The 25,687-nt window shown below is 62.3% G+C and carries 20 protein-coding genes; 10 read left to right on the top strand and 10 right to left on the bottom strand.

The features are described 5' to 3' along the window. Nucleotides 1-16: 16 nt before the first annotated feature. The gene (locus AC0L17_RS09180) at nt 17-1,189 is read right to left on the bottom strand and encodes an acetate/propionate family kinase (RefSeq protein ID WP_473515576.1); all 1,173 of its coding nucleotides are present in this window, start codon (nt 1,187-1,189) and stop codon (nt 17-19) included. Continuing rightward, on the bottom strand, nt 1,189-3,600 hold the full coding sequence (locus AC0L17_RS09175) for a phosphoketolase family protein (protein ID WP_473515575.1): 2,412 nt from the start codon (nt 3,598-3,600) through the stop codon (nt 1,189-1,191). The genes AC0L17_RS09180 and AC0L17_RS09175 overlap by 1 nt, the downstream gene beginning before the upstream one ends. A gap of 260 nt (nt 3,601-3,860) precedes the next feature. Between AC0L17_RS09175 and AC0L17_RS09170 the strand changes: the two genes are divergently transcribed. Next, a complete protein-coding gene (locus AC0L17_RS09170) occupies nt 3,861-5,855 on the top strand; it encodes a protein-L-isoaspartate(D-aspartate) O-methyltransferase (RefSeq protein ID WP_473515574.1) in 1,995 nt (664 codons plus the stop codon). A 201-nt stretch (nt 5,856-6,056) separates the two neighbouring features. Next, entirely contained in the window at nt 6,057-6,263 is a 207-nt protein-coding gene (locus tag AC0L17_RS09165; RefSeq protein ID WP_027151394.1) for a hypothetical protein, read from the top strand. 21 nt (nt 6,264-6,284) lie between these two features. Here the strand turns inward: AC0L17_RS09165 and AC0L17_RS09160 are convergent, their stop codons facing one another. From AC0L17_RS09160 to AC0L17_RS09145, 4 genes are all read right to left on the bottom strand, one after another. Continuing rightward, the gene (locus AC0L17_RS09160) at nt 6,285-6,875 is read right to left on the bottom strand and encodes a DUF1772 domain-containing protein (protein ID WP_473515573.1); all 591 of its coding nucleotides are present in this window, start codon (nt 6,873-6,875) and stop codon (nt 6,285-6,287) included. A gap of 562 nt (nt 6,876-7,437) precedes the next feature. Next, nucleotides 7,438-9,060 (bottom strand): SpoVR family protein, encoded by a 1,623-nt coding sequence (locus AC0L17_RS09155; protein WP_091596597.1) that lies wholly within the window; start codon nt 9,058-9,060, stop codon nt 7,438-7,440. Between the two features lie 9 nt (nt 9,061-9,069). Beyond that, on the bottom strand, nt 9,070-10,380 hold the full coding sequence (locus AC0L17_RS09150) for a YeaH/YhbH family protein (RefSeq protein WP_027151392.1): 1,311 nt from the start codon (nt 10,378-10,380) through the stop codon (nt 9,070-9,072). 19 nt (nt 10,381-10,399) lie between these two features. Continuing rightward, nucleotides 10,400-12,349 carry a PrkA family serine protein kinase gene (locus AC0L17_RS09145; RefSeq protein ID WP_027151391.1) on the bottom strand — a complete coding sequence of 650 codons (1,950 nt, stop codon included), beginning with the start codon at nt 12,347-12,349 and terminating at the stop codon, nt 10,400-10,402. 469 nt (nt 12,350-12,818) lie between these two features. On the opposite strand from AC0L17_RS09145, the gene AC0L17_RS09140 reads away from it, so the two are divergent. Beyond that, nucleotides 12,819-12,998 (top strand): hypothetical protein, encoded by a 180-nt coding sequence (locus AC0L17_RS09140; RefSeq protein ID WP_027151390.1) that lies wholly within the window; start codon nt 12,819-12,821, stop codon nt 12,996-12,998. Nucleotides 12,999-13,033: 35 nt separating this feature from the next. Here AC0L17_RS09140 and AC0L17_RS09135 read toward each other — a convergent pair whose 3' ends face one another. After that, a complete protein-coding gene (locus tag AC0L17_RS09135) occupies nt 13,034-13,471 on the bottom strand; it encodes a DUF2267 domain-containing protein (RefSeq protein ID WP_091596603.1) in 438 nt (145 codons plus the stop codon). 151 nt (nt 13,472-13,622) lie between these two features. Between AC0L17_RS09135 and AC0L17_RS09130 the strand changes: the two genes are divergently transcribed. The 7 genes from AC0L17_RS09130 (at nt 13,623) to AC0L17_RS09100 (ending at nt 21,329) form a co-directional block, all read left to right on the top strand. After that, a complete protein-coding gene (locus AC0L17_RS09130; RefSeq protein ID WP_473515572.1) occupies nt 13,623-14,093 on the top strand; it encodes a nucleoside deaminase in 471 nt (156 codons plus the stop codon). A gap of 259 nt (nt 14,094-14,352) precedes the next feature. Then, nucleotides 14,353-15,342: a cytochrome c oxidase subunit II gene (coxB, locus tag AC0L17_RS09125; RefSeq protein WP_473515571.1), complete on the top strand. Its 990-nt coding sequence runs from the start codon at nt 14,353-14,355 to the stop codon at nt 15,340-15,342. Continuing rightward, nucleotides 15,339-17,852, top strand: a complete 2,514-nt coding sequence (gene ctaD / locus AC0L17_RS09120) for a cytochrome c oxidase subunit I (RefSeq protein WP_473515570.1) — start codon at nt 15,339-15,341, stop codon at nt 17,850-17,852. Before coxB ends, ctaD begins: the two co-directional genes overlap by 4 nt. Before the next feature lie 7 nt (nt 17,853-17,859). Continuing rightward, entirely contained in the window at nt 17,860-18,240 is a 381-nt protein-coding gene (locus AC0L17_RS09115; RefSeq protein ID WP_128166553.1) for a hypothetical protein, read from the top strand. Further along, on the top strand, nt 18,237-18,860 hold the full coding sequence (locus AC0L17_RS09110; protein ID WP_473515569.1) for a cytochrome c oxidase assembly protein: 624 nt from the start codon (nt 18,237-18,239) through the stop codon (nt 18,858-18,860). The genes AC0L17_RS09115 and AC0L17_RS09110 overlap by 4 nt, the downstream gene beginning before the upstream one ends. Next, nucleotides 18,860-19,945, top strand: a complete 1,086-nt coding sequence (locus tag AC0L17_RS09105) for a c-type cytochrome (protein ID WP_473515568.1) — start codon at nt 18,860-18,862, stop codon at nt 19,943-19,945. The genes AC0L17_RS09110 and AC0L17_RS09105 overlap by 1 nt, the downstream gene beginning before the upstream one ends. Before the next feature lie 64 nt (nt 19,946-20,009). Beyond that, nucleotides 20,010-21,329 carry a PQQ-dependent sugar dehydrogenase gene (locus AC0L17_RS09100; protein ID WP_473515676.1) on the top strand — a complete coding sequence of 440 codons (1,320 nt, stop codon included), beginning with the start codon at nt 20,010-20,012 and terminating at the stop codon, nt 21,327-21,329. Between the two features lie 92 nt (nt 21,330-21,421). Here the strand turns inward: AC0L17_RS09100 and AC0L17_RS09095 are convergent, their stop codons facing one another. The 3 genes from AC0L17_RS09095 to AC0L17_RS09085 form a co-directional block, all read right to left on the bottom strand. Next, complete coding sequence (locus tag AC0L17_RS09095; protein WP_473515567.1) at nt 21,422-22,552, bottom strand: GNAT family N-acetyltransferase; 1,131 nt, start codon at nt 22,550-22,552, stop codon at nt 21,422-21,424. Further along, complete coding sequence (locus AC0L17_RS09090; RefSeq protein ID WP_473515566.1) at nt 22,549-23,538, bottom strand: sterol desaturase family protein; 990 nt, start codon at nt 23,536-23,538, stop codon at nt 22,549-22,551. Before AC0L17_RS09090 ends, AC0L17_RS09095 begins: the two co-directional genes overlap by 4 nt. Nucleotides 23,539-23,780: 242 nt before the next feature. Further along, the gene (locus tag AC0L17_RS09085; RefSeq protein WP_473515565.1) at nt 23,781-25,685 is read right to left on the bottom strand and encodes a heparinase II/III family protein; all 1,905 of its coding nucleotides are present in this window, start codon (nt 25,683-25,685) and stop codon (nt 23,781-23,783) included. Nucleotides 25,686-25,687: the final 2 nt, after the last annotated feature.

Genomic DNA, 25,687 nt, shown 5'->3' with positions numbered 1-25,687 from the left:
GCCGCAGATTGCGTTATCAAGCATCCCCTTGCACCCGCGCGTGGCGGGCAATGATGCTCTCCTCGTCGGTCGCGACGACGCGTATTTCGACCTTGCTGTCGGGTCGGCTTATGATCCCGGCATGGGCGGCATTGGATGGCTCGTCGATCGCCACGCCAAGCCAATCAAGCCTTTCGCATATTGCCTTGCGGACCGGCGCCGAGCGCTCGCCGATGCCGGCGGTGAACACCAGGCATTCGAGGCCGCCCAGCGTGTTGGCGAGCGCGGCAGCTTCCCGTGCCGCCCTGAAGGCAAAAAGCTCTACCGCTTCGCGGGCGTGGGGGTCGTCGCTCGCTTCCAGCGTGCGCATGTCGCCCGAGATGCCGGATACTCCAAGCAGCCCGGATTGCTCATAGAGCATATGCTGCAGAGCCTCCCCGGCGATGCCTCGTTCCAGGACGAAGTACAAAAGCACGCCCGGATCGATAGCGCCGCAACGCGTGCCCATGACCAGCCCGTCGAGCGCGGAAAAGCCCATCGTCGTGTCGAAGCTTCTCCCGTCGCGCATGGCGCACAGGCTCGCCCCGTTGCCGAGATGGGCGACGATCGTCCGCTTCGCTGCAAGCGCCGGCGACATGGCCTTGAGCCGCCCGGCGATGTACTCGTAGGAAAGTCCGTGAAACCCGTAGCGGCGGATTCCGTCCGCATCGTATTTGCGCGGCAGCGCGAAGCGGCTGACGATCGGATCGATCGTCTGATGGAAGGCGGTGTCGAAGCAGCCGACCTGCGGCAGATCCGGCCGCAGCGCCGCAAGTGTGCGGATCGGCGCGAGACTGCGGGGCTGGTGCAGCGGCGCAAGCGGCGTCAGCCTGTCCAGGGCCTCGATCACGACCGGCGTCAGGCGGACGGGTTCGACGAACTCGCGCCCGCCATGCACGATGCGGTGACCGGCGCAGACCAGTTTCCTGCCGCCAAGTTCGCTCTCGATCCAGCGCAGCAAATCGCCGATGCCCGCATCGCGTGCGTCTCCGGCAAGCGGCCGATCACACTGCATGGTTCCGTCAGCCGCTTTCGCGCTGAGCCTCGGCGCATCGCCGAGATCCAGATTGCCACGCGAGACAAGCTGCAGTTCGGCGGAGGGTTCCAGATCGTATAATCCGAACTTGATGCTGGAGGAGCCGGCGTTCAGTGCCAGAATTGCCTGTCGCATCAATCGCCAGCCTTCGTCGCGCTGTTCTCGGGCCAGTTCCACTCCTGGATCTCGGGCATGTCTTCGCCATGCTCGCGGACGTAAGCCTTGTGTTCGGCAAGCTTCCCGTGAAGTTCGGCGGCAAGGTCTTTCGCCCGTTCGGCGAGCCCAGGCACGTGTTTGATCGCCGCGAGCGCCAGGTGGTAGCGGTCGAGCTCATTGAGCACGACCATGTCGAACGGCGTCGTCGTGGTGCCTTCCTCGCGAAAGCCGTGCACATGCATGTTGTCATGGTTGGCGCGCCGGTAGGTCAGGCGGTGGATGAGATAGGGATAGCCATGATAGGCGAAGATAACCGGCCTGTCCTTCGTGAACAGCGCGTCGAAATCCTCGTCCGCCAGGCCATGCGGATGCTCTGAATTCGACTGCAGCGTCATCAGGTCGACCACGTTGACGACGCGTACCTTCAGGTCCGGAAGCGCCGAACGCAGAATGTCGGCGGCAGCGAGCGTCTCCAGTGTCGGCACGTCGCCGGCGCAGGCCATGATCACATCCGGATCCTCGCGCTCCGCAACCGTCCCGGCCCACTCCCAGATCCCCGCCCCCGCCCTGCAGTGCATTTCCGCGGCGTCGACGGACAGAAATTGCGGCGCCGGCTGCTTGCCGGCGGTGATGACGTTGATGCGGTTATAGGTTCTCAGGCAATGGTCGGTGATCCACAGCAGCGTGTTGGCATCCGGCGGGAAATAGAGCCTGACGGTGTCGGCCTTCTTGTTGGCGACGAAATCGGCAAAGCCCGGATCCTGGTGGCTGAAGCCGTTGTGATCCTGCCGCCAGACATGCGAGGTCAGCAGGTAATTGAGGGAAGCGATCGGCTCGCGCCAGGCAAGCTCGCGGGATGTCTTCAGCCATTTCGCATGCTGGTTGACCATGGAATCGACGATGTGGATGAACGCCTCGTAACAGGAGAACAGGCCATGGCGGCCGGTCAGCAAATAGCCCTCCAGCCATCCTTGGCAGAGATGCTCGCTGAGCACTTCCATGACGCGGCCGTCACGGGAGAGTTTTACGTCATAGGGCTCTATCCGCTGCATCCAGACCCGGTCGGTAACCTCGAATACCTCGTCAAGCCGGTTGGAGGATGTCTCGTCCGGCCCCATCAGCCGGAAATTCCCGGCCTGCGCATTCAGGCTCATGACGTCGCGAAGATAGCCCCCGAGAACCCGCGTCGCCTCGGCCTTGGCGCCACCCGGACGCGACACATCAAGCGCCAGGCTTTTCCAATCGGGAAGCACGAGGTCGCGCTTCAGCAGTCCGCCGTTGGCATAGGGGGTTGCGCCCATGCGCTTGGATCCGGTTGGCGCAAGCGCCGCCAGCTCTGGAAGAAGATGCCCGCTGTCGTCGAACAGCTTTTCCGGTTCGTAGCTCCGCATCCAGTCTTCGAGGATCTTGCGGTGTCCCGCATTGCTGCGGGCGTTCGACACCGGCACTTGATGCGAGCGCCAGAAATCCTCGACCTTCTCGCCATCGACCTCCTTCGGCCCGGTCCAACCCTTCGGGCTGCGCAGCACGATCATCGGCCACAGCGGACGCTCTCCTTGCCAGGACGGCGTACGGGCGCGCTCCTGGATCGAGCGGATTCTGTCGAGCACGGTGTCCAGCTTGATGGCCATCAACCGATGCATGGGAACCGGCTCGTGACCTTCGACGAAAAAAGGTTCGTAGCCATAGCCGGCGAACAGGGCTCGCAATTCCACGTCATCCATGCGGGCAAGGATCGTCGGGTTGGCGATCTTGTAGCCGTTGAGATGCAGGATCGGCAGGACAGCGCCGTCGGATGCCGGGTTGAGGAACTTGTTGGAGTGCCATGCCGCCGCGAGCGGACCGGTTTCCGCTTCGCCGTCGCCGACGACGCAGGCGACCACCAGATCGGGATTGTCGAAGGCCGCGCCGAAAGCATGGACCAGCGCATATCCCAGTTCCCCGCCTTCATGGATCGAGCCGGGCGTTTCCGGAGCAGCGTGGCTCGGCACTCCGCCGGGGAACGAGAATTGCCGAAAAAGTTTCCTCAACCCGTCTTCGCCCTGGCCGATTTCGGGATAGATTTCGCTGTAGCTGCCCTCGAGCCAGGTGTTCGCCACCATCGCCGGGCCGCCATGACCCGGGCCGCAGATAAACAGAACGTCGAGACCGCGTTGACGGATGACGCGGTTCAGGTGGACGTAGATGAAGTTGAGGCCAGGCGTCGTGCCCCAATGGCCAAGCAGCCGCGGCTTGACGTGTTCGGCTTTCAGCGGCTCGCGCAGCAGCGGATTGTCCATCAGATAGATCTGGCCAACCGAAATGTAGTTCGCGGCCCGCCAATAGCGGTCCATGAGATCGATCTGATAAAGGCCCGTTGTGGTCGCAGCTTTCTGAGCCTCGTCGTTCATCGAAAAATCTCCAGAATGCGTTCGCCCGTCGATATCTGGAGTGAGATCGCCCCGGAGAAAGGATTCTTACGGAAATAAGTTCGGCTGGAGCCGCCATTTTCGCCCGCCAATCGCTCTTTTGCAGGAACCTGGAAGCTCGCCAACGGTTAAGGAGACTAGCCGCCCGACATGAGTTGCCGAGGCCGAGCGCATACCCGAGAAGCCGTCGGGCACGATCAGGGGACAATCGGGGGCTGTCAGCTCGCAAGAGGAGCAAAAGGATGCTCGATCTTTCCCACGCACGCAACCGAATGGTCGAAGTCCATCTCAGCCGCCGTGGCATCCATGACCGCGAGGTGCTGGAAGCGATGCGCGAGGTTCCGCGCGAGGCATTCGTCGCTCCCGGCTTTGAAGAATTCGCCTATGAGGACGGGCCGCTGCCGATTGCCGAGGGTCAGACGATATCGCAGCCCTACATCGTCGCCTTGATGATCGAGATGGCGGAAATCGGACCGGGCGACCATGTCCTGGAGGTTGGCACCGGTTCGGGCTACGCGGCTGCCGTGATGAGCCGGATCGTCGAACGCGTCTACACGATCGAGCGCCACGCCGGGTTGGCCGAAACGGCGAGACAGCGGTTCCAAGAGCTTGGCTACGACAATATCGAAGTCCGCACCGGCGATGGCACCAAAGGCTGGCCCGACGCGGCGCCCTTCGACGCTATTCTGGTCGCCGCCGGCGGACCCGGTGCGCCGCTTGCGCTTCAGGAACAGCTCGACGTCGGCGGCAGGCTCGTTATCCCGGTCGGCGACGATCCGCATGATCAGCGCCTTCTCAAGGTCACCCGAACCGGCGCTGCGACTTACAGCGAGGAGGATTTCGGCGGCGTGCGGTTTGTCCCGCTCATCGGCGAGCAGGGCTGGCCCGAGAGCGGCAACCGTATCGCGAATGATCGTCCGTCCGGACGCGCACGCACGCGCAGCCTGCCGGAGATGATCGCGGCGGCGGCCGAACCGCTGCCGGATTTCGACGATCCGGCGTTCGGCGCATTGTTCGACCGGTTTGGCGACCGGCGCGTCGTCCTGCTCGGTGAAGCGAGCCACGGCACGTCGGAGTTCTACCGGGCCCGCGCCGCGATCACCCGCAGGCTCATCGAGAAGCACGGCTTCACCATCGTCGCTGTCGAGGCCGACTGGCCTGATGCAGCGGCGATCGACCGCTACGTCCGCCATCGGCCGCCACGCGCCAACGCCGATCCGCCGTTCCAGCGGTTTCCCACCTGGATGTGGCGCAACACCGACGTTGCGGCGTTCGTCGACTGGATGCGACATCACAACGAGCGCATCAGGCTATCGTCCCGGCTGGCCGGGTTCTATGGCCTCGACATCTACAATATGAGCGGATCGATCGCCGCGGTTCTGCAATATCTCGACCGGGTCGATCCGCAGGCAGCAAAGATCGCGCGTGAACGCTATGGCTGCCTGACGCCTTGGCAACATGAACCATCCACCTACGGCCGTGTCGCGCTCACCTCCGGCTACGAGAAATGCGAGCAGGCCGTGCTCGAACAATGCCGCGAACTGCTTGCCAGGCAGCTCGACTATGCCCAGCAGGACGGCGTCGATTTCATGGATGCCACCCAGAATGCCCGGCTGATCGCTTCCGCGGAACGCTACTACCGGATCATGTACTATGGCGGCGCGCAGTCCTGGAATTTACGCGACACCCATATGTTCGAGACGCTCGAGCATCTGCTGGAAGCTCGCGGGCCGAACGCCAAGGCGGTCGTGTGGGCGCATAATTCCCATATCGGCGATGCCCGCTACACCGAAATGGGGATTGTCAGGGACGAAGTGAACATCGGCCAGTTCTGCCGCCAGCGCTTCGGCGACGAGGCAGCCTTGATCGGGCTCGGCACGCATTCCGGGACAGTCGCCGCGGCCTCCGACTGGGACAGCGAGATGGAAATCAAGCGGGTGCGGCCTTCCCATAGCGATAGCTACGAGCGGCTTTGCCATGATAGCGGCGTCCCGCGTTTCCTGCTCGATATCAAGCGCGACGATACGTTGCGCGAGCGGCTTCTGGAGCGTCGGCTGGAGCGCTTCATCGGCGTGATCTATCGGCCGGAAACCGAACTGCGCAGCCATTACGCGGATGCCTCTCTTGCCCAGCAGTTTGACGCGTTCGTCTGGTTTGACGAAACCGTCGCGGTGACGCCGCTTGGGCCGGAGCATGTCGGAACCGGCGTTCCCGACACCTATCCGTTCGGGCTCTAGCCGCCTCGCGGACAAGGCCGCGTCAAGGTGAGTTTCGGCGGAACATTCATCGCGCCGTGCTGTTTCTAGTGCATGTCGCCCAAAAGTGCGCAGCGGTTTTGGGACAACGACATGCATAAAAACAAAGATTTAAGCGCGTCGATTGAATCCGTTTCAACGCGACGCGCTTTAGAACAGGACCCTTTTCGAAGGAGTTGTGCCATGAGCGGAACCAAACATCCAAAGTGGAAAAAGCCGAGCGATGCCGATCTGAGGAACAATCCCGGTATCGGCACCTCGAAGGGCACGATCAAGGAAGGCGACGAACTCGTACTCGAAGGCGAAAACACCATCGAGGGCGATGTCGAGAACGACACGAACGCCCTTGGCGGGATCAATCCAAGGCAAAAGATGCGGACGAACAAGTAGCGTCGCTGCGCATCCCACGCGCTATTCACTCCCAGCATAAAATGTCGCGGCGACAGCAATCGAGATCAGGCTCAGCATCGCCAGGCCTGCCCTGGCGACGTGCGAGGCTTCCCAAACATCGCGCAAGTCTTTCCAGTCGCCGCTTTGCTTCCGGCGGAGCATTGAAAAAAACGTCGCGGCTGGTTTCGACACTGCGACGTCCTCCACCCAGAAATTGTTGACGGGATGTGTTACCAGCCAATAGGTCGCATGTTCCGCCACCAGGAAGACAAGGGCCGCCAAAGTCCACCAGAATCGACCGCCTGGATAGGGCGTGAGGTAAAGCAGGATGGCGAGTGCAATGATGCCGCCGATCTCGGCAAACCCGCCGATCGTGAAGCCGGGATAGTAGATCTCCTGCACAGATTTGTAGGTGGCCTCCTTGAGGCGCAACTTGCCGGGCAACTCCAACGCGTGTGCGAGCGACAGCGCCATTGCGATTGCGACCAGAAGAAGGGTGACAATCATGAACGCGCGCATGCTGTTCCTCCCTGAACCGTCTTGGCAATACGCGGCGTACATAGCGTGCTCGCCGACACGGTAAAGGCGACGAAGGTGGAGCCGCCGCTCCATTATTCAACGCCGCTGGCATTGAGCCCCACCGCCAAGGCAGGGAACCATCGTTCGGCGCGATGGTTGTCACGCTGGATGACCCTCCTCCGAGCAAACGGAAGGAGACACATGCCGCTGCGAACGACCCACGTCTAGGCCGGGGTCGAGAGCGAGAACGAGCTATTCATTGGCGCCGGAGCTGTTGAGTGGAAACACATTGGCGCCGAGGAGATGTGAAGCAAGCTTCGGGGAGTCTCCGATGACCGATCCTGATCCAGACCCGAACAATCCCGTGCCGATACCGGATAATCCCAATCCTGAGCCGGCCCGGCCTCCTGCTCCGCCGGAGACTCCGCCTGGTGAGCCTCCGGGCGTTCCTCCGCCTTCGCCTGATCCCGTTCCCAGCCCCGAAAGGCAGCCCGTCGAAATTCCTCCCGATACACCATCGGAGATTCCTACGGAACCGACCTTTCCGGGTCCGACGGCCAGAGCATTGGACCCGGAGCATTCGACCCCGGAGCATTGGACCCAGGAGTAAAAACCCGGCAGTAGAACGATGCCGTCGCCGGCCATTCCGGTTTGGTCATTCCCCGATTTGGCTGGTCGAACGTTCGTTGAGCGTCCCGCCGGTTTGCGCATCGATCGCCGCCAGGCTGACCTCATAGCCCCACAGGGTCCGGATATGGCGCAGCGTGGCGTCGCGACTGGCCTCCTCCAGCATGATGCCGTTCTTCACCTTGTGCTCCAGTCGCAACTGCCGGTCGCCGAGCAGATCGACATCCACCACCTGGATATCCGGCCGGCTCGCGCCGATGTCGTAGCTCTGGGCGAGCCCGGCGCGTATCTTTTCGTAGCCACGCTCATTGTGTATCGACGCGACTTCGTAATGCGGCTCGCTGGCGGCGTCGGCGAGGACAAAGAACCGCCACTTCCGCATCAGGGCGGGGCTCAGATACTGGCGGATGAAAGATTCGTCGCGATGGTTCGCCCACGCGTCGAGCAGGGTTTCGCGCCAGTCGCCGTTGCCGGCGATATCGGGGAACCAGTCACGATCCTCGGCAGTCGGCTCGGTCGCTATGCGCTGGATGTCCTGCATCATGTCGAGGCCCAACGCATAAGGATTGATGCCGGAAAACCGCGGGTCGTCGAAGCCCGGCTGAAAGATCACGTTCGAATGGTTGCGCAGGATTTCCAGCATCGCGCCTTCGCTGATCAGGCCACGATCGAACAGCATGTTCATCAGTGTGTAGTGCACGAAGGTGGCGCAGCCTTCGTTCATCACCTGCGTTTGCCGCTGCGGATAAAAGTATTGCGCGACGACGCGGACGATCCTGACGATTTCACGCTGCCAGGGCTCCAGGACCAAGCTGTTTTTTTCCAGGAAGTAAAGCAGGTTCTCCTCGGGCAGCTTGAGCGTTTTCTTTCGCTCCGCGATGTCGGAATTCTTTTCCCCAACATTGTCTCCACCCTTCGAAGGCGGCAGCGTGCGCCACAGATCGTTGTAAGAACGCTCTTCGTACTCCAGGCGCTCACGAACGCCTACACGCTGCCGCTCCGACGACAGCTTCGGCGGCCGGCGATATCTGAAGACCCCCTGTTCCATCAGCGCGTGGGCCGCATCGAGGATCGCCTCCACCGCGGCAACGCCGTGCCGCTCCTCGCAACGGGCAATGTAACCCTTGGCAAAGTCCAGATAACTCAGGATCGCGCTCGCGTCCGTCCATTGCCGGAACAGATGATTGTTCTTGAAAAAATGATTATGGCCAAGCGCTGCATGAGCTGTCACCAAGGCCTGCAGGGCCATGGTGTTTTCCTCCATCAGGTAGACGATGCAAGGATTGGAATTGATCACCAGCTCGTAGGCGAGCCCCCGCCCGCCTTTGCGGTAGAGCAATTCCTGGTAGAGAAAATGCTTGCCGAAGGACCAGTGGCGATACATCAGCGGCATGCCGACCGAGGAATAGGCGTCGAGCATCTGCTGGGACGAGATGATCTCCATCTGCACCGGATAGATGTCGAGATGAAGCTCTTCGATGGCGATCGCCTCGATCGCTTCGTAGGCGCGCGACAGTGTCTTGAAATCCCAGTCGGACCCCGAAAAGAGCAAACCTGATTTGCTGGTTTGGCCTGGTTTGCCGGTTTGGCCTGATTTGCTGGTTTGGCCCGACTTGCTGGTCTGGCCCGACTTGATGGTCTGGTTCGCCATCGGCTCCCCTCAAGCGCTTTTCTGCAAGACCGGCTGCCTGGCAAAGAGCTGGCGAAAGACCGGATAGATGTCGGCTGCGTTGGCGATACGGCTCATCTGGAAATTCGGCCATCGCTGGTTGACAACGCTGTAGGCGCGCCAGAGCGAGGTTCCATTGTCGGTGGTGCCGAAAATATGGCTCTCACGCTCGTCGATGATCTCGACATAGGCGAAATACTGGCACAGGCGCATGATCTGGCCGTCCATCAGGCCGATGCAACGCTCAGAATCGGTGACGAAATTGTCGCCGTCCGACGCCTGGGCGGCATAGATGTTCCACTCGTTGCTGGGATAGCGTTGCGCGATGATGCGGTGCATTTCCTCGAGTGCCGTGGAAACAACCGTGCCGCCGCTTTGCGTATTGTAGAAGAAGGTTTCCTCGTCCACCTCCTGCGCCTCGTGCGTATGGCGGATGAAGACGATTTCGGTGCGGTCGTAGCGCCGTTTCAGGAACAGGTGCAGCAGCACGAAGAAGCGCTTGGCCAGATCCTTCTCGCGTTCGCCCATCGAGCCGGATACGTCCATGAGACAGAACATGACCGCATTGGCGTTCGGTACGGGCTGGGCGTCGAAACGGTTGAAGCGGATGTCGACGGGATCGACATAGGCGATCCGCTTGCGGCGGCGCTCAAGTCGCTCAAGCTCCTCCCGCAACGCTGCAATGCGCTGGCGTGCCGGCGCCGCGCTCTGCGGCTCGGCCTCCAGGATTGCGAGTTGCTCCGCAATCGCATCGAGTTCCTCCTGCTTGGGGCGCCTTAGCGCAATACGGCGACCATGGCTGTTTCGCATCGTGCGCCCGACATTGATGTTGGTCGGCGAACCGGTCGCCGCGAACCCGGCGCGGCGCGGTTTGAAGGATAGTATCTCCTTGAGGTTGAGCTTGACCATGTCGGGAAGTTCGAGATCCTCGAAAAAGAGGTCGAGCACCTCCTCGCGCGAAAGCACGAAACGAAAATCGTCCTCCGAGACCGTTTTCCCGGGAGATGAGCCGCCGCCGCCCTGGCCGGGCTTCGGAACCCGGTCGCCCGGGGCGAAATGCTTGTTGCCCGGCAGGATGTGCTGCCGCCTGCCGCTGTCCTTCGCGTCGCTGAAGCTCGGCTCAGCTGTGCCCCTCGCTGGCATCGAGACGGCGTGCTCGCTGTCGACATCGGCGATCTTGCCGGTACGGATCCGATCCCGGATGCTTCGCTTCAGCTCTTCGCGCGCACGCTTCAGGAAGCGCTGGCGGTTGCCGAGGCTCTTGTCCTTTGGGTTCAGTCGGCGATCGACAAAGATCGGCATGGAACCATCCCGGCCGGACTCAGCCCGCCTTGTTCACCCGCATGTACCAGTCCACCAGTCGGCGGACCTGGCGTTCGGTGTAACCGCGTCCGACCATCCGATGCACGAACTCGGTATGCCGCTTCTCCGTTACGCTGTCCTGCTTGGAGCCGAAGCTGATCACCGGGAGCAGATCCTCGACCTGGCCGAACATCCGCTTCTCGATGACTTCGCGCAGCTTTTCATAGCTCGTCCACGAAGGGTTGCGGCCATGGTTCCTCGCCCGGGCGCGCAACGTGAACTTCACGACCTCGTTGCGGAAGTCCTTGGGGTTGGCAATGCCGGCCGGCTTTTCGACTTGCGACAGTTCGTTGTCGAGCACCTCGCGATTGAGGATCTGGCCGGTATCGGGGTCTTTGTAGTCCTGGTCTTCGATCCAGGCATCGGCATACGCGATGTAGCGGTCGAACAGGTTCTGGCCGTATTCGCTGTAGGATTCCAGATAGGCCTTCTGAATTTCATGGCCGATGAACTCGGCATAGCGCGTGGCCAGTTCCGACTTTATGAAGTCGAGATAGGCGGCTTCCGTTTCCTTGGGGAACTGCTCGCGCTTGATCGCCTCCTCCAGAATGTACATCAGATGCACGGGATCGGCGGCCACTTCCTTGGTGTCGTAGTTGAAGGTCTGCGACAGGATCTTGAAGGCAAAGCGCGTGCTGACGCCGGTCATGCCTTCATCGACCCCGGCGGCATCGCGGTATTCCTGAACCGACTTCGCCTTGGGATCTATGTCCTTGAGGTTCTCGCCGTCATAAACGCGCATCTTGGTGTAGAGCGGCGAATTGTCGTGCTCGGCCAGACGGGTCGAGACGGTGAACCGGCTGAGAATGTCGAGAACCTCCGGTGCACAGGAACTGGAGGCCAATTCGCTTTCGCGCAGCAGCTTTTCGTAGATCTGCCTTTCTTCGGTGACCCGCAGGCAATACGGCACCTTGACCACCAGGATACGGTCGAGGAATGCCTCGTTGTTCTTGTTGTTCTTGAACTGCAGCCATTCCGATTCGTTGGAGTGGGCTACGACGATGCCCTGATACGGGAAAGATCCGAAGTTTTCCGTACCGTTGTAGCTGCCTTCCTGGGTAGCGGTCAGCAACGGATGCAGGACCTTGATCGGCGCTTTGAACATCTCGACGAACTCGAGCAGCCCCTGCGTGGTCCGGTTCAGGCCGCCGCTGTAGGAATAGGCGTCCGGATCGGATTGGCTGAAATGCTCGAGCTGTCTTATGTCGACCTTGCCGACCAGGGCCGAAACGTCCTGGTTGTTCTCATCGCCTGGCTCGGTCTTGGAGATGCCTATCTGGCGTAGCCGCGAAGGCATGAGCTTGACGACGCTGAACTTGGAGATGTCGCCGGACAGTTCGTCGAGGCGCTTGGCCGCCCATGGCGAGATAAGACCGTTCAGCCGGCGCCGCGCGATGCCGTATTTGTCCTCCAAAAGGTCGCCCATGCGGTCAGGATTGAAAAGCCCGAGCGGCGATTCGAAAACCGGACTGATCTGGTCGCCGACCTTCAAAGTATAGATCGGACGCTCCTCCATCAGCTTCTTCAGCCGTTCGGCGAGCGAGGACTTGCCGCCGCCGACAGGGCCAAGCAGATAGAGAATCTGCTTGCGCTCCTCGAGCCCCTGAGAGGCATAGCGGAAATAGCCGGCTATGCGCTCGATCGTGTCCTCCATGCCATAGAACTCGGCGAAGGTGGGATAGACCTTGATTGTCCTGTTCGAGAAAATGCGGCCGAGCCGCTCATCCATGCTGGTGTCGATCAGGGTGGGCTCGCCGATCGCCTCGACCATCCGCTCGGGCGCCGAAGCATACATCGATTTATCCTCGCGGCAGGCAAGGAGATATTGCTGGATGCTTATCTCCTCCTGCGCCGCATTGGTGTAAATCTCCGAAAACAGATCGAAGACGTCGGAGTGGTTCTCGCGCATGGTATTCCTCGCCCCGGCCGGTCTGGTTGCTGTCGCCTCTTCACTCAACTGTCGGAAAGCCTTTGTGGTTCCCTATTACACGTAGTGCGTCTGCGACCGGATGTTAGGGGTCCAGACAGATATCGTGAACGCCTGGAAGTCAGCCAGCGAATGGCTCGCACAATGGAACGTTTCCGAGGGAAGTCCATTCTTCCACCAGCGCTTGCCGAGCGCAACAGCCCGCTGGGTACAAGTTGCCTTTCTGAAGCAATAAACCGCCCGCGCTCAGCAGTTGCCCGCGCTCAACGGTTGCCCGCGCTCAACAGTTGCCCGCGTTCAGCAGTTGCCCGCGTTCAGCAGTTGCCCGCGTTCAGCAGTTGAATGGCGAATCACTGGCCATTCGGCGAAGAGAGTTGCACTGCGGTGTCCAACCCTGCACCGGGAGCAACGGTTTCGCTCCTGATGGGTAACGCGGGAAAGGAGATGTCCCATGTTCGAGAACAGCATGTGGTTGATCGTGGTTGCTGGCGGCCCGCTACTGCTGGCAATCCTGCTCGCCTACGCACTCCTTACGCGGCGACGCCGTGGGCCTGCAGAGCGCAGAGAAAGCGATCGGGCCACCGAGCGACTGTATCGCGAGGAAAACGACCGCGCGGGCGGAGGCGGTTGAGAACCGCATCGGCAGGCCCGACTTTGGTCTTGCTGCTAGACTCCAACACTTTCGGGCCAAAGCGCCCGGATCTGCTTCGGCAACGCGTCCCGCACCTTGGCCGACTGGCCGAGGTCGACATGCCTGGCGAGTACCTTGAACACGGATCTCGTCGCATCCTCGGGATTCACCGGTCGAGTGGATTTCATCTCCTCGGCCACCCGCTGCAAAAAATCCTCCAACGAACGGCTGCTCGTCGGCAGATCACGCGGCCGATACCGATCATAGTAGGCTCCGCGCACGAGAAGCGGCAGTTCAGCCCCCAAATTGGCAGCCAGTTCAATCTGCAGCCAATCCCGCAAGGTGCGTAGAACGGCTCCCAGCATATGCCAGGCCACGCGCCTGTCGGGCCCGTGATCGGCCATGATCTCGTCCAGCCAGATGTTTGTCGTCTGCAGGGTTTTGTCAAAAACTTCCAAGCCGGTTGCGCTCATCGTCGCCTCCTCTGGGCAATCCAACACCCGCCCAAAATGCCCGTCATGACGCGCAAACGGCGATCGAGCGCAATTGTTTCGTCACTCGTTGAAAATTGTCCAAGAGGTCTTTACGCGTACAGTTACGAACGGGCACCCCAAGGAGGCGGCCATGAAGAGCGATACCGAATATCTACGTCTCGCCGTGGAGATCGCCACCGAGAGCCGGGCGAGTGGCAATCATCCTTTCGGGGCGCTCCTGGTCGGGCCGGAGGGCGACGTGCTGCTTTCATCGGGCAACACCTACGCGCGGGATCGCGGCGTTGGCCACGCAGAGGCAAACGTGGCCCGCGCGGCTGCGCAGCAATACGACCCGACCTTTCTCGAGCGATGCACGCTGGTGACCTCGGTCGAGCCGTGCTGCATGTGCGCCGGGGCCTGTTACTGGGCCGGCATCGGCACCGTGGTCTACGGACTCAGCGAAAGGCGGCTGGCCGAGCTGACCGGAGACAATTCGGAGAATCTGACCCTCGATCTGAGCTGTCATCAGGTGTTCGCCGCCGGACGGCGCCATGTAGCAATCCGTGGCCCATTCCCTGAACTCGAAGAACAGATCGTAACCGGCCACAAGGATTTCTGGTGACAGAAACCAATCATAAAAGGACTGCTGTCGGTGAAGAATTCGTAGCCTCTGCGGCGCCATGAGCTCCGGCCACTTCTGGCCCAAAGGTTTGACACGCGAGGCCCGCGTCTTGTTGCAGAAAGCCATCGACTCGCGCGCAAAACCGCCGACACGCAAAACCGTCCACTGACTCGACCGACACGTTCATTCCACCAGTTCGAACGCTCAGTTGCCCGGAACCTTCCGCCCCTCTCGCCGGTTTACCGCGGAGGGGTTGCAAATGGGTCGATATTTCAGCCTGTCAGCTGCGTCATTGTTGCTCGCGAGCGGCTCTGCCGGCGCCCAGACGAGCACTCAGTCGGCACTTGAGCCCGCGGGAGCGGAAGCGCAGCAGATAGAAATGCTGTTTTGGATCATGCTAAGCGGCGGCGCCGTTATCTGGCTGGGCGTGGTCGGCCTGCTTCTTCATGCAGCCCTCGTCAATCGCCGCAGGCTGGCCGAAAAGTCTGCCAGCAGCATCATCCTTTGGGGCGGCGTAGTCTTCCCCTCGGTCACGCTTTGTGCGCTGCTCGCCTATGCGCTGTGGCTGATGCCTGGCCTTCGGCCCTTCGCCCAGGCGAGCCCCGCCGCCCTGCGGATCGAAGTCACCGGCAGGCAGTTCTGGTGGGAAGTTGTCTATCACCCTCCTCTGGGACCGCCGGTCGCGTCTGCCAACGAGATCAGGCTGCCGGTCGGCGAGCGGGTCGAATTGACCCTGAAAAGCGCCGATGTGATCCATTCCTTCTGGATCCCACCGCTCGGCGGCAAGATGGACATGATCCCCGGCCGCACCAACAGGCTTTCGATCATGGCCACGAAACCTGGTATATTCCGCGGCCCGTGCGCGGAATATTGCGGCACGTCTCACGCGCTGATGGCGCTCTCGGCCGTCGCCATGGCGCCCGAAGCCTTCCAGTCCTGGCTTGCCGCCCAGGCAATTCCCGCGGAAGGGGCTGGCGCAAGCGGCGGCGCGCTGTTCCTGCGCCATGGCTGCGGGTCCTGCCATGTCGTCGCGGGCACCGATGCGCGCGGCCTGATCGGCCCGGATCTTTCGCATATCGGTTCCCGCGCCACCGTCGCAGCCGGAATCCTGCCCAACACCGAAGACGCCGTCACCCGCTTCATCGCCCGGCCCGACCTGATCAAGCCTGGTTCCGGGATGCCGGCCTTCGACATGTTGCCGCCGGGCGACATTCGCGCTATGGCCGCCTGGCTGAGGGGCCTGCGATGAGCGCTGTCAAGGAGCGTTCGCCGGAAGAATACAAGGCGCAGGAACAGCGGCTGCGCGCCGTCTGGGCCAATCCAACCGGCTGGCGCTACTGGACCTCGGTGAACAATTACCAGATCGGCCTCTGGTACGGCTCGGCGGCCTTCGCCTTCATGCTGTTTGCCGGCGTGCTCGCGCTCCTGGTGCGGCTACAGCTCGCCGCGCCCGACAACGACTTCCTCTCGGCCGACTTATTCAACCAGGCTTTCACCCTGCACGGCACGGTGATGATGTTCCTGTTCGCGGTGCCGATCTTCGAGGCGGTCGCGATCTTCCTGCTGCCGCCGATGCTGGGCGCCCGCGAAATGCCGTTTCCGCGCCTCGGAGCCTTCAGTTTTTGGAGCTTTTTGCTCGGCGGTATCTTCGTCTGCGGCTCGATCTTCTTCAATGCGGCGCCGTCGGCAGGCTGGTTCATGTATCCGCCGCTCGCCACCGACAAGGAGTTCTCCGGCATTGGCGCCGACATCTGGCTGCTCGGCCTTTCCTTCATCGAAGTCGCCTCGATCGCGGCCGCCGTCGAGCTCATCGTCGGCATCATGAAATGCCGCGCGCCGGGCATGCGCATCAACCTGATGCCGCTCTTCGCCTGGTACCTGCTGATCGTTGCCGGAATGATCCTGTTCGCCTTCCCGCCGCTGATCGCCGGCGACCTCCTGTTCGAGATGGAACGGATGTTCGATTGGCCGTTCTTCGACGCAGCGCGCGGCGGCGACCCGCTGCTGTGGCAGCATCTGTTCTGGATATTCGGCCATCCGGAAGTCTACATCATCTTCCTGCCGGCGATCGCGCTGATGGCCATGATCGTGCCGACTTTCTCCCAGCGTCCGATCGTCGGTTACTCCTGGATCGTGCTCGCGGCAGTGGGGACAGGGTTCCTTTCCTTCGGCCTGTGGGTGCACCATATGTTTGCCACAGGCCTGCCGCAGATCTCGCTGGCCTTCTTCTCGGCGGCCTCAGAGGCGGTGGCGATACCGACCGGCGTGCAGATCTTCGTCTTCATCGCCACCATGCTGGCCGGCCGGGTGATCTTCTCGACCCCGATGCTGTTCGGCACCGGAGGGCTTGCCATCTTCGTCATCGGCGGACTGACAGGCGTCATGGTGGCGCTCGCACCGTTCGACTGGCAGGCGCACGACACGTATTTTGTCGTTGCGCATCTCCATTATGTGCTGATCGGCGGCATGCTTTTCCCGGTCGTGGCCGGGCTCTATTACTATTACCCGCTGATCGACGCGAAGAAGCTCTCAGACGGGTTGGGGCGGCTCGCCTTCTGGCTGATGTTCTGCGGCTTCAACATCTCCTTTTTCCCCATGCATCTGAGCGGCTTGCGCGGCATGCCCCGCCGCGTCTTCACCTATCCAGCCGAAATCGGCTGGAACTGGCTGAACCTGATCTCGACGGCCGGAGCCTTCATTTTCGCCGCGGGCGTGCTGGTGGTCGTCTTCGACGTGCTCAGGCCAAAGCACCGGCAGCCGCGCGGCGAATTCAACCCGTGGAATGCCGGCACGCTGGAATGGATTTCCGAGCCGGAGGAGAACTGGGGCGTCCGCTCGATACCCATCGTGCGCAGCCGCTACCCCTTGTGGGACCAGAAGGACCTTGCCCGCAAAGTCAATGAAGGCCGCTATTATCTGCCCGACGCGGAAGAGGGATGGCGCGAGGGACTGGTCACCAGCGTGCTCGACGCCGAACCCGTCCAGGTGCTGCGCGTCGGCGGCACCTCCCATGTCACCATCGTCTCGGCTCTTTCGCTCGGAGGCGCCTTCATCGCGCTTACCTTCCACTGGTGGATCGCGACGGCGCTGGCCGCAATCATCTGCTTTTGCGCAGTCATCTACTGGCTCTGGACGGGCACTGGCGAAATCCCCGAGAAACCGGAAAAGGATGTCGGCCTGGGCCTCAGCCTGCCGCTTTATGCCTCCGGCTCCGATTCGGTCGGCTGGTGGGCGATGTTCATCACCATGGTGGGCGATGGCACCGCGTTCGCCAGCCTCGTCTTCGGCTATTTCTTCTACTGGACGATCCATGCCAACTTCACCGCGGGGATTGCCGGGCCCGATGCGGTCTGGTCGCTGGTGGCTGCCAGCCTGTTCGCTACGGCGTGGGGCCTGATGGTGGCGGCACGCACGGTCAACAGGCGCGGCGCTACGGCCACTATGCGCGGCTTGCTGGTGCTGTCCCTGCTAACGACCGTTGCCGCGTCCGCCACAGGCCTGGCCGCGCCATTGTCTCCAGGCATGGACCCGACGCGCCACGTCTATCCCGCAATCGTCTGGATCCTGGTGATCTGGGTGCTCGCCCATGCAGCGCTCGGCACAGTCATGCAGGCCTATTGCCTGGCCCGCTCGCTGGCCGGCCGACTGACGCCGAAGCATGACCTGGATCTAGGCAATGTGGTGCTCTACTGGCATTTCCTGCTGATTGCCGCCGTCACCACCTTCGCCATCATCGGGCTCTTTCCGGCAGCGATGTGAGGCGCCGATGTGGCTTGTCCCAAAACAGATCGAAACACTGTGGACGCTGTTCACTGCGCCGGTGGTGTGGGCTGCGCATTTCCTTGTTTGCTACATCGGCGCGGCGATCTATTGCGCCAAGCCCGAGCTTGTCGGGCTGAGTTTCAGCGCTGTGCGCGCCGGCATCGCCGCCGCCACCGTGATCGCCCTCTCGCTGATCGCCCTGTCAGCATGGCTCGCCTGGCGGCAATGGGGCTTCGGCACAGACGATCCGCCGCACGACGATCCGACGAGACGCGACCGGACCCTGTTCCAGGGCTTTGCGACGCTGCTGCTCTCGGGTCTCAGCTTCATCGCCGTGATCTTCACCGCGATGCCTGCATTGTTCCTGACGGAGTGTATCCGGTGAGACGCGCCTGCCTCATCCTCGGCATCCTCGTCCTTGCCCTGGTCTGGCTCGGGCCGCTGCTCGATGGCTTGCGGGATTCGTTTTCGGCGCACATGCTGGCGCATATGGGAGTGGTGGCGATCGCCGCGCCGCTGATGGCGATTGGGGTCCCGCTCGGCCCGACACCAGGTGCGAGCCGGTCGTTCACCCTCGCCCTCCCCGCCTCCCTCGTCGAACTCATCGTCGTCTGGTCCTGGCACGCACCGGCCTTGCGGGCTCTGGCGCAAAGCTCGCTGTTTATCACCGCTGTCGAGCAGGTCACGTTCCTTGCCGCCGGGCTGTTCCTGTGGCTGGCCTGCCTGCCGCGCCGCGGCTCGGACACCACAGGCTATGCCGCCGGCGCCTTCGCCCTGCTTCTGACGTCCATCCACATGACCTTGCTCGGCGCGCTTCTGGCGCTGACCCCGCGGCCGCTTTATGGGACCGGCGAGACAAGCTGCTTCGGCATCGCGCTTTCCGCCCAGCAGGATCAGGAACTTGGCGGCGTCATCATGCTTCTGGTCGGCGCCGCGGTCTACCTGGCCGGCGGCGTGACGCTTTTCGCGCGCATCCTCGCCACACCACCGCGGAAGACGGTCTGATGCATATCAGCTGGAAGAAGCTCGCCATAGGACTTGCCATTCTGCCCTTCGTCGTGGTGCTGGCGGCCTGGATCGGCTTTTTCAATGTCGGTGCCTCGAGCGGCCACTGGAAGATCACGGAATGGTTCCTCCATTTCGCCATGCGATCGGCTGTGCGCACCTATACCTTGGCGGTCGACGCTCCAGAGGCTCTGCCGCGCCATGCGATTCAGCCGGCCGCCGGGCATTTCGCACGCGGCTGCGCCATCTGTCACGGCGCGCCGGGCGAGCCGCGATCTCCTGTCGTCATGAGAATGCTGCCGCAGCCGCCTGACCTTGCCGGGGCCGTCGGCGAATGGTCGGACGCGGAGCTTTTTCGTATCGTCAAGCACGGCGTGCGTTTCACCGGCATGCCGGCCTGGCCGACACAGGAACGCGACGACGAGGTCTGGGCGATGGTCGCCTTCCTGCGCGAACTGCCGTCGCTGGACGAGGCCGCCTATCGCGATCTCGCCTATGGCGAAAGGCTTGCGCCTCCTGCAGGCGCTGCCGAAACCCTGCCGCAAGCGCTGGCGGATTGCGCCCGCTGCCACGGCGAGGACGGTTTTGGACGCGGTCCCGCCATACCCGTTCTTGCCGGGCAGAGCGAGGCGTATCTGCTTGAAAGCCTGCGTGCCTATGCCGAGGAAGGCCGGGCAAGCGGGTTGATGAGCCTGCCCGCCATTGCGGCAGGGCCTCAGTTCTGGCCGGACCTGGCCAAGCATTTCGCTGCCCTGCCGGCGATGCACCCCGGCGGCGGCGGCGATCCAGCACTTGTCCGGCGCGGCAAGGAAATCGCCGAGAGCGGCGTCAGGGAGGCCAATGTGCCCGCCTGTCTCGGCTGTCACGGAAGACACGACCGCAGCCCGCTCTATCCCTCGATCGCCGGCCAGCCGGCGCCCTACATCGAGACGCAGCTTGGGTTGTTCAGGGCGGGAAAGCGTGGCGGAACGCGCTTCGGCCATCTCATGGCAAATGCCGCGAAGGGTCTGACGGACGACGACGTCCGCGCGCTTGCGGCCTACTTCTCCCGATCGGCCGCTGCGTCGGCAACCGCAACGCGATAAGCGCGTTTGCGTTCTTTCGACGTTTTTCGAGGTTCTGGTGAAAAACTTGGCTACCGCCCTTCTCATGCTGATCATTGTTCTCGTAATCGCCGCAGGAGCGATCTTCTTCCTGTCGCGCGAAGAGGCGACCGTTCCGATCGCCGAGACCTATGGCCCCAACCCGACCCTGCCGGAGCCCAATCCGACCTGGCTGCCGACCGTCCATGTCGCCAAGGCCATGCCATGGCCGCAGGGCACCAAGCCGACAGCGGCCCAGGGATTTGCAGTCAACGAATATGCCCGCGGGCTCGACCATCCGCGCTGGCTGTATGTGTTGCCAAACGGCGACGTGCTGGTGGCCGAGAGCAATGCGCCGCCCAGGCCGGAGGAGGGCTTCAGCATACGGCGCTTCTTCGTCAATTTCTTCCAGAGCCAGGCCGGCGCGGGGACGCATAGCGCCAATCGCATCACGCTGCTGAGCGATCAGGACGGCGACGGGGTTGCAGAAACCAGAACCGCCTTTCTCACCGGGCTGTTCTCGCCATTCGGCATGACCCTGCTCAACGGCAAGCTCTACGTCGCCAACGCCAATGCAATTGTGGCCTTTCCCTACCAGGAGGGTGCGACCGAGATCACCGCACCAGCGGAGAAGATCGTCGACCTGCCCGCGGGGAGGAACCACCACTGGACCAAGGACGTGACCGCCTCGCAGGACGGGACGAAGCTCTATGCGACGGTCGGATCCAATTCCAATGTCGGCGAGAACGGCCTGGAGGAAGAAGAGAACCGAGCCGCCGTGCTGGAGATCGATCTCACCTCGAGACAGACGCGTCTCTTCGCCTCCGGCCTGCGCAATCCGAACGGCCTGTCGTGGAACCCGGAAAGCGGTGAGCTCTGGGTCGTCGTCAACGAGCGCGACGAGATCGGCAGCGATCTGGTGCCGGATTACATGACTTCGGTGAAGGATGGCGGCTTCTATGGCTGGCCTTACAGCTATTTTGGCCAGCACGTCGATAATCGCGTCAAGCCGCAGCGGCCCGACCTCGTCGCCCAGGCGATCAAGCCGGACTATGCGCTCGGGGCGCACACGGCTTCATTGGGACTGACCTTCAACACAGGCGACCTGTTCGGTCCTCAATACAGGAATGGTGCTTTCGTCGGGCAGCATGGCTCGTGGAACCGCAGGCCGCGCAGCGGCTACAAGGTGATTTTCGTGCCGTTTTCAGGCGGCAGGCCCTCCGGCCCGCCCCAGGACATCCTCACCGGCTTCCTGAGCGAGGACGACAAGGCATATGGCCGTCCTGTGGGCGTGGCGATAGACCGGCGCGGCGCCCTGCTGGTGGCGGATGATGTCGGCAACAAGATCTGGCGGGTCGTTCCAGCTCAGACGCAATCGGCACTTTGAGCAGTTCGTGCTGCCGGCGGCCCGGAAGCGATATGGCACCGCTTGCCATTGCCGGTCGGACAGGGCGTTCCAGCGCCGATCAAAGCCGAAAATCAAGCTGTCGTTGCCAATCCGCGCCCCCGTGCGTGCCGGACCCTTTGACGCATACGATCGGCAAGGGAAGCGAGCGAGCCTTGCGCCGTGCGCGTCCCAAGGACGGATTGCAGGACAACGCCCTGCGTTGCGAATTTATGCTTGAACGCCTCTGCGCCGCACAGGAAATCGACCGTGCTCAAGCCGTGATCGAACGACCACTGTATGTAGTCCATCATCAGGATCATGCCCGGCGACGCCTGGCTGAAATCCGGATCGAAAGTGGTCACGAACGCCATCATGGTGTGGTGCTGGACGAAGTTGATGGAAACCGCGACCATTGCGCCATCGCATTCAAGTACGAAAATGTGCAGCACGCCGGCACGCGCCAGCGCGTCAACAAGTGCGGCCAGTACCGGCGCTCCCTCTTCGAAAAGTTGCGATTCACGCTTGCGCTCGAACAGCCATCTGCGCTTCAGGGCAGAGAGCCGGTCGAGTACCGGCTGCAGTGGCTCGTCTGGCGCAAGCAGGCGAAATTTCATTTCGCCGGCTTCTTCCAACGTCTTGACGCCGCGCCGATAATTCTGCCGTGTCTTTTTCGACTGCTCCGCGAACCACGCTCCTCCGCTCGCCCACTGTCCGGCGACGCGATAACTGACTTCCTCCCTGTGATTGGGGCGAAGCCTGATCCCGCTGGAGGTATCCGGAGTGAGAATTTTGCGGGCCGCCGCACCCGGCAAGAGACGATTGAGAAAGGCAATATCGAAGCCACCGGCGTCACAGATCCGGGCCCATACTCCCTGCAGGGCCGATAACGAGCATTCCGGAGCAACGAGAATATCGCCGTAATCGGTATAGCTGCTGGCCGCCCATTCGAGAAACCGCAGGCCCTTGCGCTTGCGGATCGCCATGGGAACGACAGCAACGAGCCTGTCACCATTCCAGACCAGGCCGATCCGCAGCGCGCGCTGGTCACGGTCAGCTACGGTATTCCACCAGGCCGAAATCCAGGCATGACTCTGAAAGACCAGCCCATCGGTGCGATGCCAGAGATTCATCCAATCGGCTTCGATCGCAGCCAGGCGATCCGCCGAACGGACAACTTCCAGGCGCTCTGCGCTCGAGGCGTCAATCGAAACAATGGTGTTCATGAAGGGGAACGATCCTCTGCGATGGCATCCGGACGCCTCTGGAACAGTCTGCGGAGATGCCCTCCCATCTTCCTGAGCGGCAGGACGTAAAGCCCAAAGAGCGATTGATAGTCGCGCACATCGCGATCTATCAGGCCAAATTTGAGGTCTTCATCCGGATCCGGGACAAACTGCGTCCCGAAGAGGCGATCCCAGAACGAAAACAGCAGGCCAAAATTCTTGTCGTAGTGGCGAGGGTCGATGCTGTGGTGCACCTGGTGCCAGTGCGGACACAAGATGACGTTGTTCAACGGGCCGAAGGAAATCTTGAAATGGGTATGACGAACAAAGTCCATCATCAGGATGTTGCGGATGACATAGACGTTGATGCCGAAGATGGCGATCTCTACTGGATCGAGCGCGATCAGGCTCCAGATGCCGAAGCAGATCCCCGGGATGACGCCATCCCAGATACGGTTCATCAGGTCGTCCAGCGGATGAACCCGGTCCTTGGTGATTCCCACCATCACCTCGGCCGAATGATGCACTTTGTGCAACTCCCACAGGAACGGGAAGTGGTGCTGGGCAACATGGTAGAGATAGTACGAAATGTCGTAGGCGATCAGCATGGTTGCGGTGAAGATGACGATCGTCACCGGTCCGGCCGGGCCGTCGATGAGCGGCGCCTCAATATCAAGCAGCCAGCCGATTGCGTGGTGCGTCCCATAGCCGACGGCGGCAACGAAGGTGGCGCCGGCAGGGATGAGCAGGAATGGCATCATCGCCCGTTTGGTGACCCAAAATAGGACATCCGCTCGCGCCGACGGGTGCAGGATGACCTCCGCCGGGAAAGCGAAATCGAAGAAGTCCCTGAGGGATTTATGCTCGACAGTCCGCCAGTAAGCGACCACCGCGCTCCCCAGTGCCGTGAAAAGCAGGAGGCCGAGCGTCACCAGATCGACGTTCGAAAGCTTTTCCACAATCAATCCGGCGAATTCAGAAAACATCGGTGCGGTGGCTCCTGGGCCGTAAGATGGCCGTCCGGCGAATTGCTACGCAAGAAACTTGCCAAACCCACTGCATGTTGCCGGCAACCAAATGGCTATTGCGGCTGCAACAAGCAAGAGCATGCCGGATTTGCGCCAGACTAGCAGTTCAACCGTAACAAAACGCTAAAAGTTCGAACGCAATTAGTCTCGTACATGGGCGGAACACCGGAGAGGCCGCTCTGCTGCAGCGCCGGTCGCTATCATAGCGGCCGGCGGATTGCCGCGATGTGTATCTCAATTCCGTCTTCGCCCACTTCGCCACGCCAGGCGATGCGTTCGGCCGGCTGCCTGACGCCAAAACGCGGTGAAACCCAGCCGCCCTGCCCCGGTGCGTCGCCGCCGGCACGGATGTCGACCGCAGCGTCCGGAAAGCGCATGGCTATCAGCGGCTCATCGCCGCGCAGTACCGTGACCGTGTTTTCGTCCCGGTCGGTGCCGAGGCCGGCTGCGAGTTGAAAGACGACCTCGGCCACACGCCTGCCGCCGAGCAGTTGGTCGCTCACGACGATGCCGTCGGCCTGGTGCGTCACGGTGCGCTGATGCACGACGCCGAAGCGGCTTTTATAGCCGTCATGGCGGGCGCGCAGCTTCCAGTGCGTTCCCGGCTCGCTCTCCACCAACTCCGCAATCGCCTTGTGCGACCAGTTGAACATCCCGGCGATGATACTTTGGCTTTTGCCCTCGATATTCAGCGTGTTATGCGCCGGTGTCGAGCGAAACCAGTTGCGCCAGACGCCTCCCGAACCGTAGAGCCAGGTGCCGGGATCGACCAGCACCGGCTCGCCATCGATGCACAAGGTGAGCGACAGCGCGTCGGCATGGCCGTGAGCCGCTATCGAGAGATAGCCGAGCGGGCCGTGGTCGAATGTCAGATCGATGCTGCGGCCGTTCATCTCGCCGCGCCAGACCGAGAGCCCGCCCTGCGTGAACGTTTGCAGCCCACGCGACACCGGTGCCGGCTCCAACGGCGTGCCAAAGACAAGCGCCCGAAAATCGTCGGGTCCCGCTGCCTTGCCCGGCATCTGTAGAAAGCCATGGATGGCGGCGGCGACGGATCGGACATAGTCCGGCTCGTCCCCGAGCGTCAGCACGCGACCTTCGTCATTGTCGCCAAAGCCGGCGGCTTGTGGCAGCCAGGCGACAAAATTGGCAAAAGCGGCCAGGCGCGCTTCAACGGGCGAGGCAAACGGCGTTCCGGCCTGGCGTGCCGCAGCGGCGCACAGCAAGATGAGTTCGGCGGTGAAGGCCGCGTATGTCGGGGTCTGCTCGGCACCGGCGCCATCGGCGAGAATCTGCTTGCGCGTCTCAGCCAGGAGGGCGCCGCGTGCAGCGTCGGGTGCGGCCCCCAACGCCAGGCCGACCAGATACTCGCCAGCCAGTTCAGCGACGAGATGATTGTTGGCGGAGGAAAACCGGGAGGGGAACCGCGGCAGCCAATAGGCGCTTGCCGCCAGTATTTCGCCCACTTGCTGCCGTGTCGCCGCACCCAGTTGGTCGCCGACGAGGTCCATGGTGACAATCAGGCTGATGGCGCGCAGCGCGACTTCGATGCCGGAGGCCCAGCCAACCCCCCGAAACGGCGGGTTGGCCGAATGCCAGCTGTCGATCGCCGCCTCTACGGCCCTCCGGGACTGGTCGTCGCCGGCGAGAAGCAGGTGGGCGGCCAGTGGCGGCAACTGCTGCAGCCGGTTGATCTCCCACACATATTTTACATCGCCGCGGCCGCCGCTGTGGCGAAAATCGATATCGAAAGTATGGGCCTCGGCACCCGGCCAAAGCCTGCCGGTCACCGGATCAAGGCGCCAAAGCTCGGGAGGAAACAGCCAATCGGGATCGCGCCGTGGCCATGTCCGCCCAAGTGCGGAAAACTCGCCGCCAAGCGCCTTTTGCGCCGCCGCCGCTATGGCTTGCCGTTGTGCCGGTGTCGCAGCCAGCACAGCATCGCGCAATCCGCGCAGCACCGGCTGCAACCGGGGCGAAGCATAACGCTGCCAACCGCCGTCGCGGCGGCGCGAAGCGATCCTTCGACGCTGCTCGCCCAGCCGGTGCAACACCTCAGCCGGCTCCATGCTGCGCAACCGGTTGATGTACCAGCCGATTCTCATAC

It is taken from the genome of Mesorhizobium sp. WSM4829 (assembly GCF_055811475.1).
Note: the sequence above shows the minus strand (reverse complement) of the source record. Positions and strands in the feature narration are given on the sequence as shown.

Coding starts and splice junctions, on each gene's coding strand:
- AC0L17_RS09180 (WP_473515576.1), bottom strand. CDS start 1,189: ATGCGACAGGCAATTCTGGCACTGAACGCCGGCTCCTCCAGCATCAAG.
- AC0L17_RS09175 (WP_473515575.1), bottom strand. CDS start 3,600: ATGAACGACGAGGCTCAGAAAGCTGCGACCACAACGGGCCTTTATCAG.
- AC0L17_RS09170 (WP_473515574.1), top strand. CDS start 3,861: ATGCTCGATCTTTCCCACGCACGCAACCGAATGGTCGAAGTCCATCTC.
- AC0L17_RS09165 (WP_027151394.1), top strand. CDS start 6,057: ATGAGCGGAACCAAACATCCAAAGTGGAAAAAGCCGAGCGATGCCGAT.
- AC0L17_RS09160 (WP_473515573.1), bottom strand. CDS start 6,875: ATGGAGCGGCGGCTCCACCTTCGTCGCCTTTACCGTGTCGGCGAGCAC.
- AC0L17_RS09155 (WP_091596597.1), bottom strand. CDS start 9,060: ATGGCGAACCAGACCATCAAGTCGGGCCAGACCAGCAAGTCGGGCCAA.
- AC0L17_RS09150 (WP_027151392.1), bottom strand. CDS start 10,380: ATGCCGATCTTTGTCGATCGCCGACTGAACCCAAAGGACAAGAGCCTC.
- AC0L17_RS09145 (WP_027151391.1), bottom strand. CDS start 12,349: ATGCGCGAGAACCACTCCGACGTCTTCGATCTGTTTTCGGAGATTTAC.
- AC0L17_RS09140 (WP_027151390.1), top strand. CDS start 12,819: ATGTTCGAGAACAGCATGTGGTTGATCGTGGTTGCTGGCGGCCCGCTA.
- AC0L17_RS09135 (WP_091596603.1), bottom strand. CDS start 13,471: ATGAGCGCAACCGGCTTGGAAGTTTTTGACAAAACCCTGCAGACGACA.
- AC0L17_RS09130 (WP_473515572.1), top strand. CDS start 13,623: ATGAAGAGCGATACCGAATATCTACGTCTCGCCGTGGAGATCGCCACC.
- coxB (WP_473515571.1), top strand. CDS start 14,353: ATGGGTCGATATTTCAGCCTGTCAGCTGCGTCATTGTTGCTCGCGAGC.
- ctaD (WP_473515570.1), top strand. CDS start 15,339: ATGAGCGCTGTCAAGGAGCGTTCGCCGGAAGAATACAAGGCGCAGGAA.
- AC0L17_RS09115 (WP_128166553.1), top strand. CDS start 17,860: ATGTGGCTTGTCCCAAAACAGATCGAAACACTGTGGACGCTGTTCACT.
- AC0L17_RS09105 (WP_473515568.1), top strand. CDS start 18,860: ATGCATATCAGCTGGAAGAAGCTCGCCATAGGACTTGCCATTCTGCCC.
- AC0L17_RS09100 (WP_473515676.1), top strand. CDS start 20,010: ATGCTGATCATTGTTCTCGTAATCGCCGCAGGAGCGATCTTCTTCCTG.
- AC0L17_RS09095 (WP_473515567.1), bottom strand. CDS start 22,552: ATGAACACCATTGTTTCGATTGACGCCTCGAGCGCAGAGCGCCTGGAA.
- AC0L17_RS09090 (WP_473515566.1), bottom strand. CDS start 23,538: ATGTTTTCTGAATTCGCCGGATTGATTGTGGAAAAGCTTTCGAACGTC.
- AC0L17_RS09085 (WP_473515565.1), bottom strand. CDS start 25,685: ATGAGAATCGGCTGGTACATCAACCGGTTGCGCAGCATGGAGCCGGCT.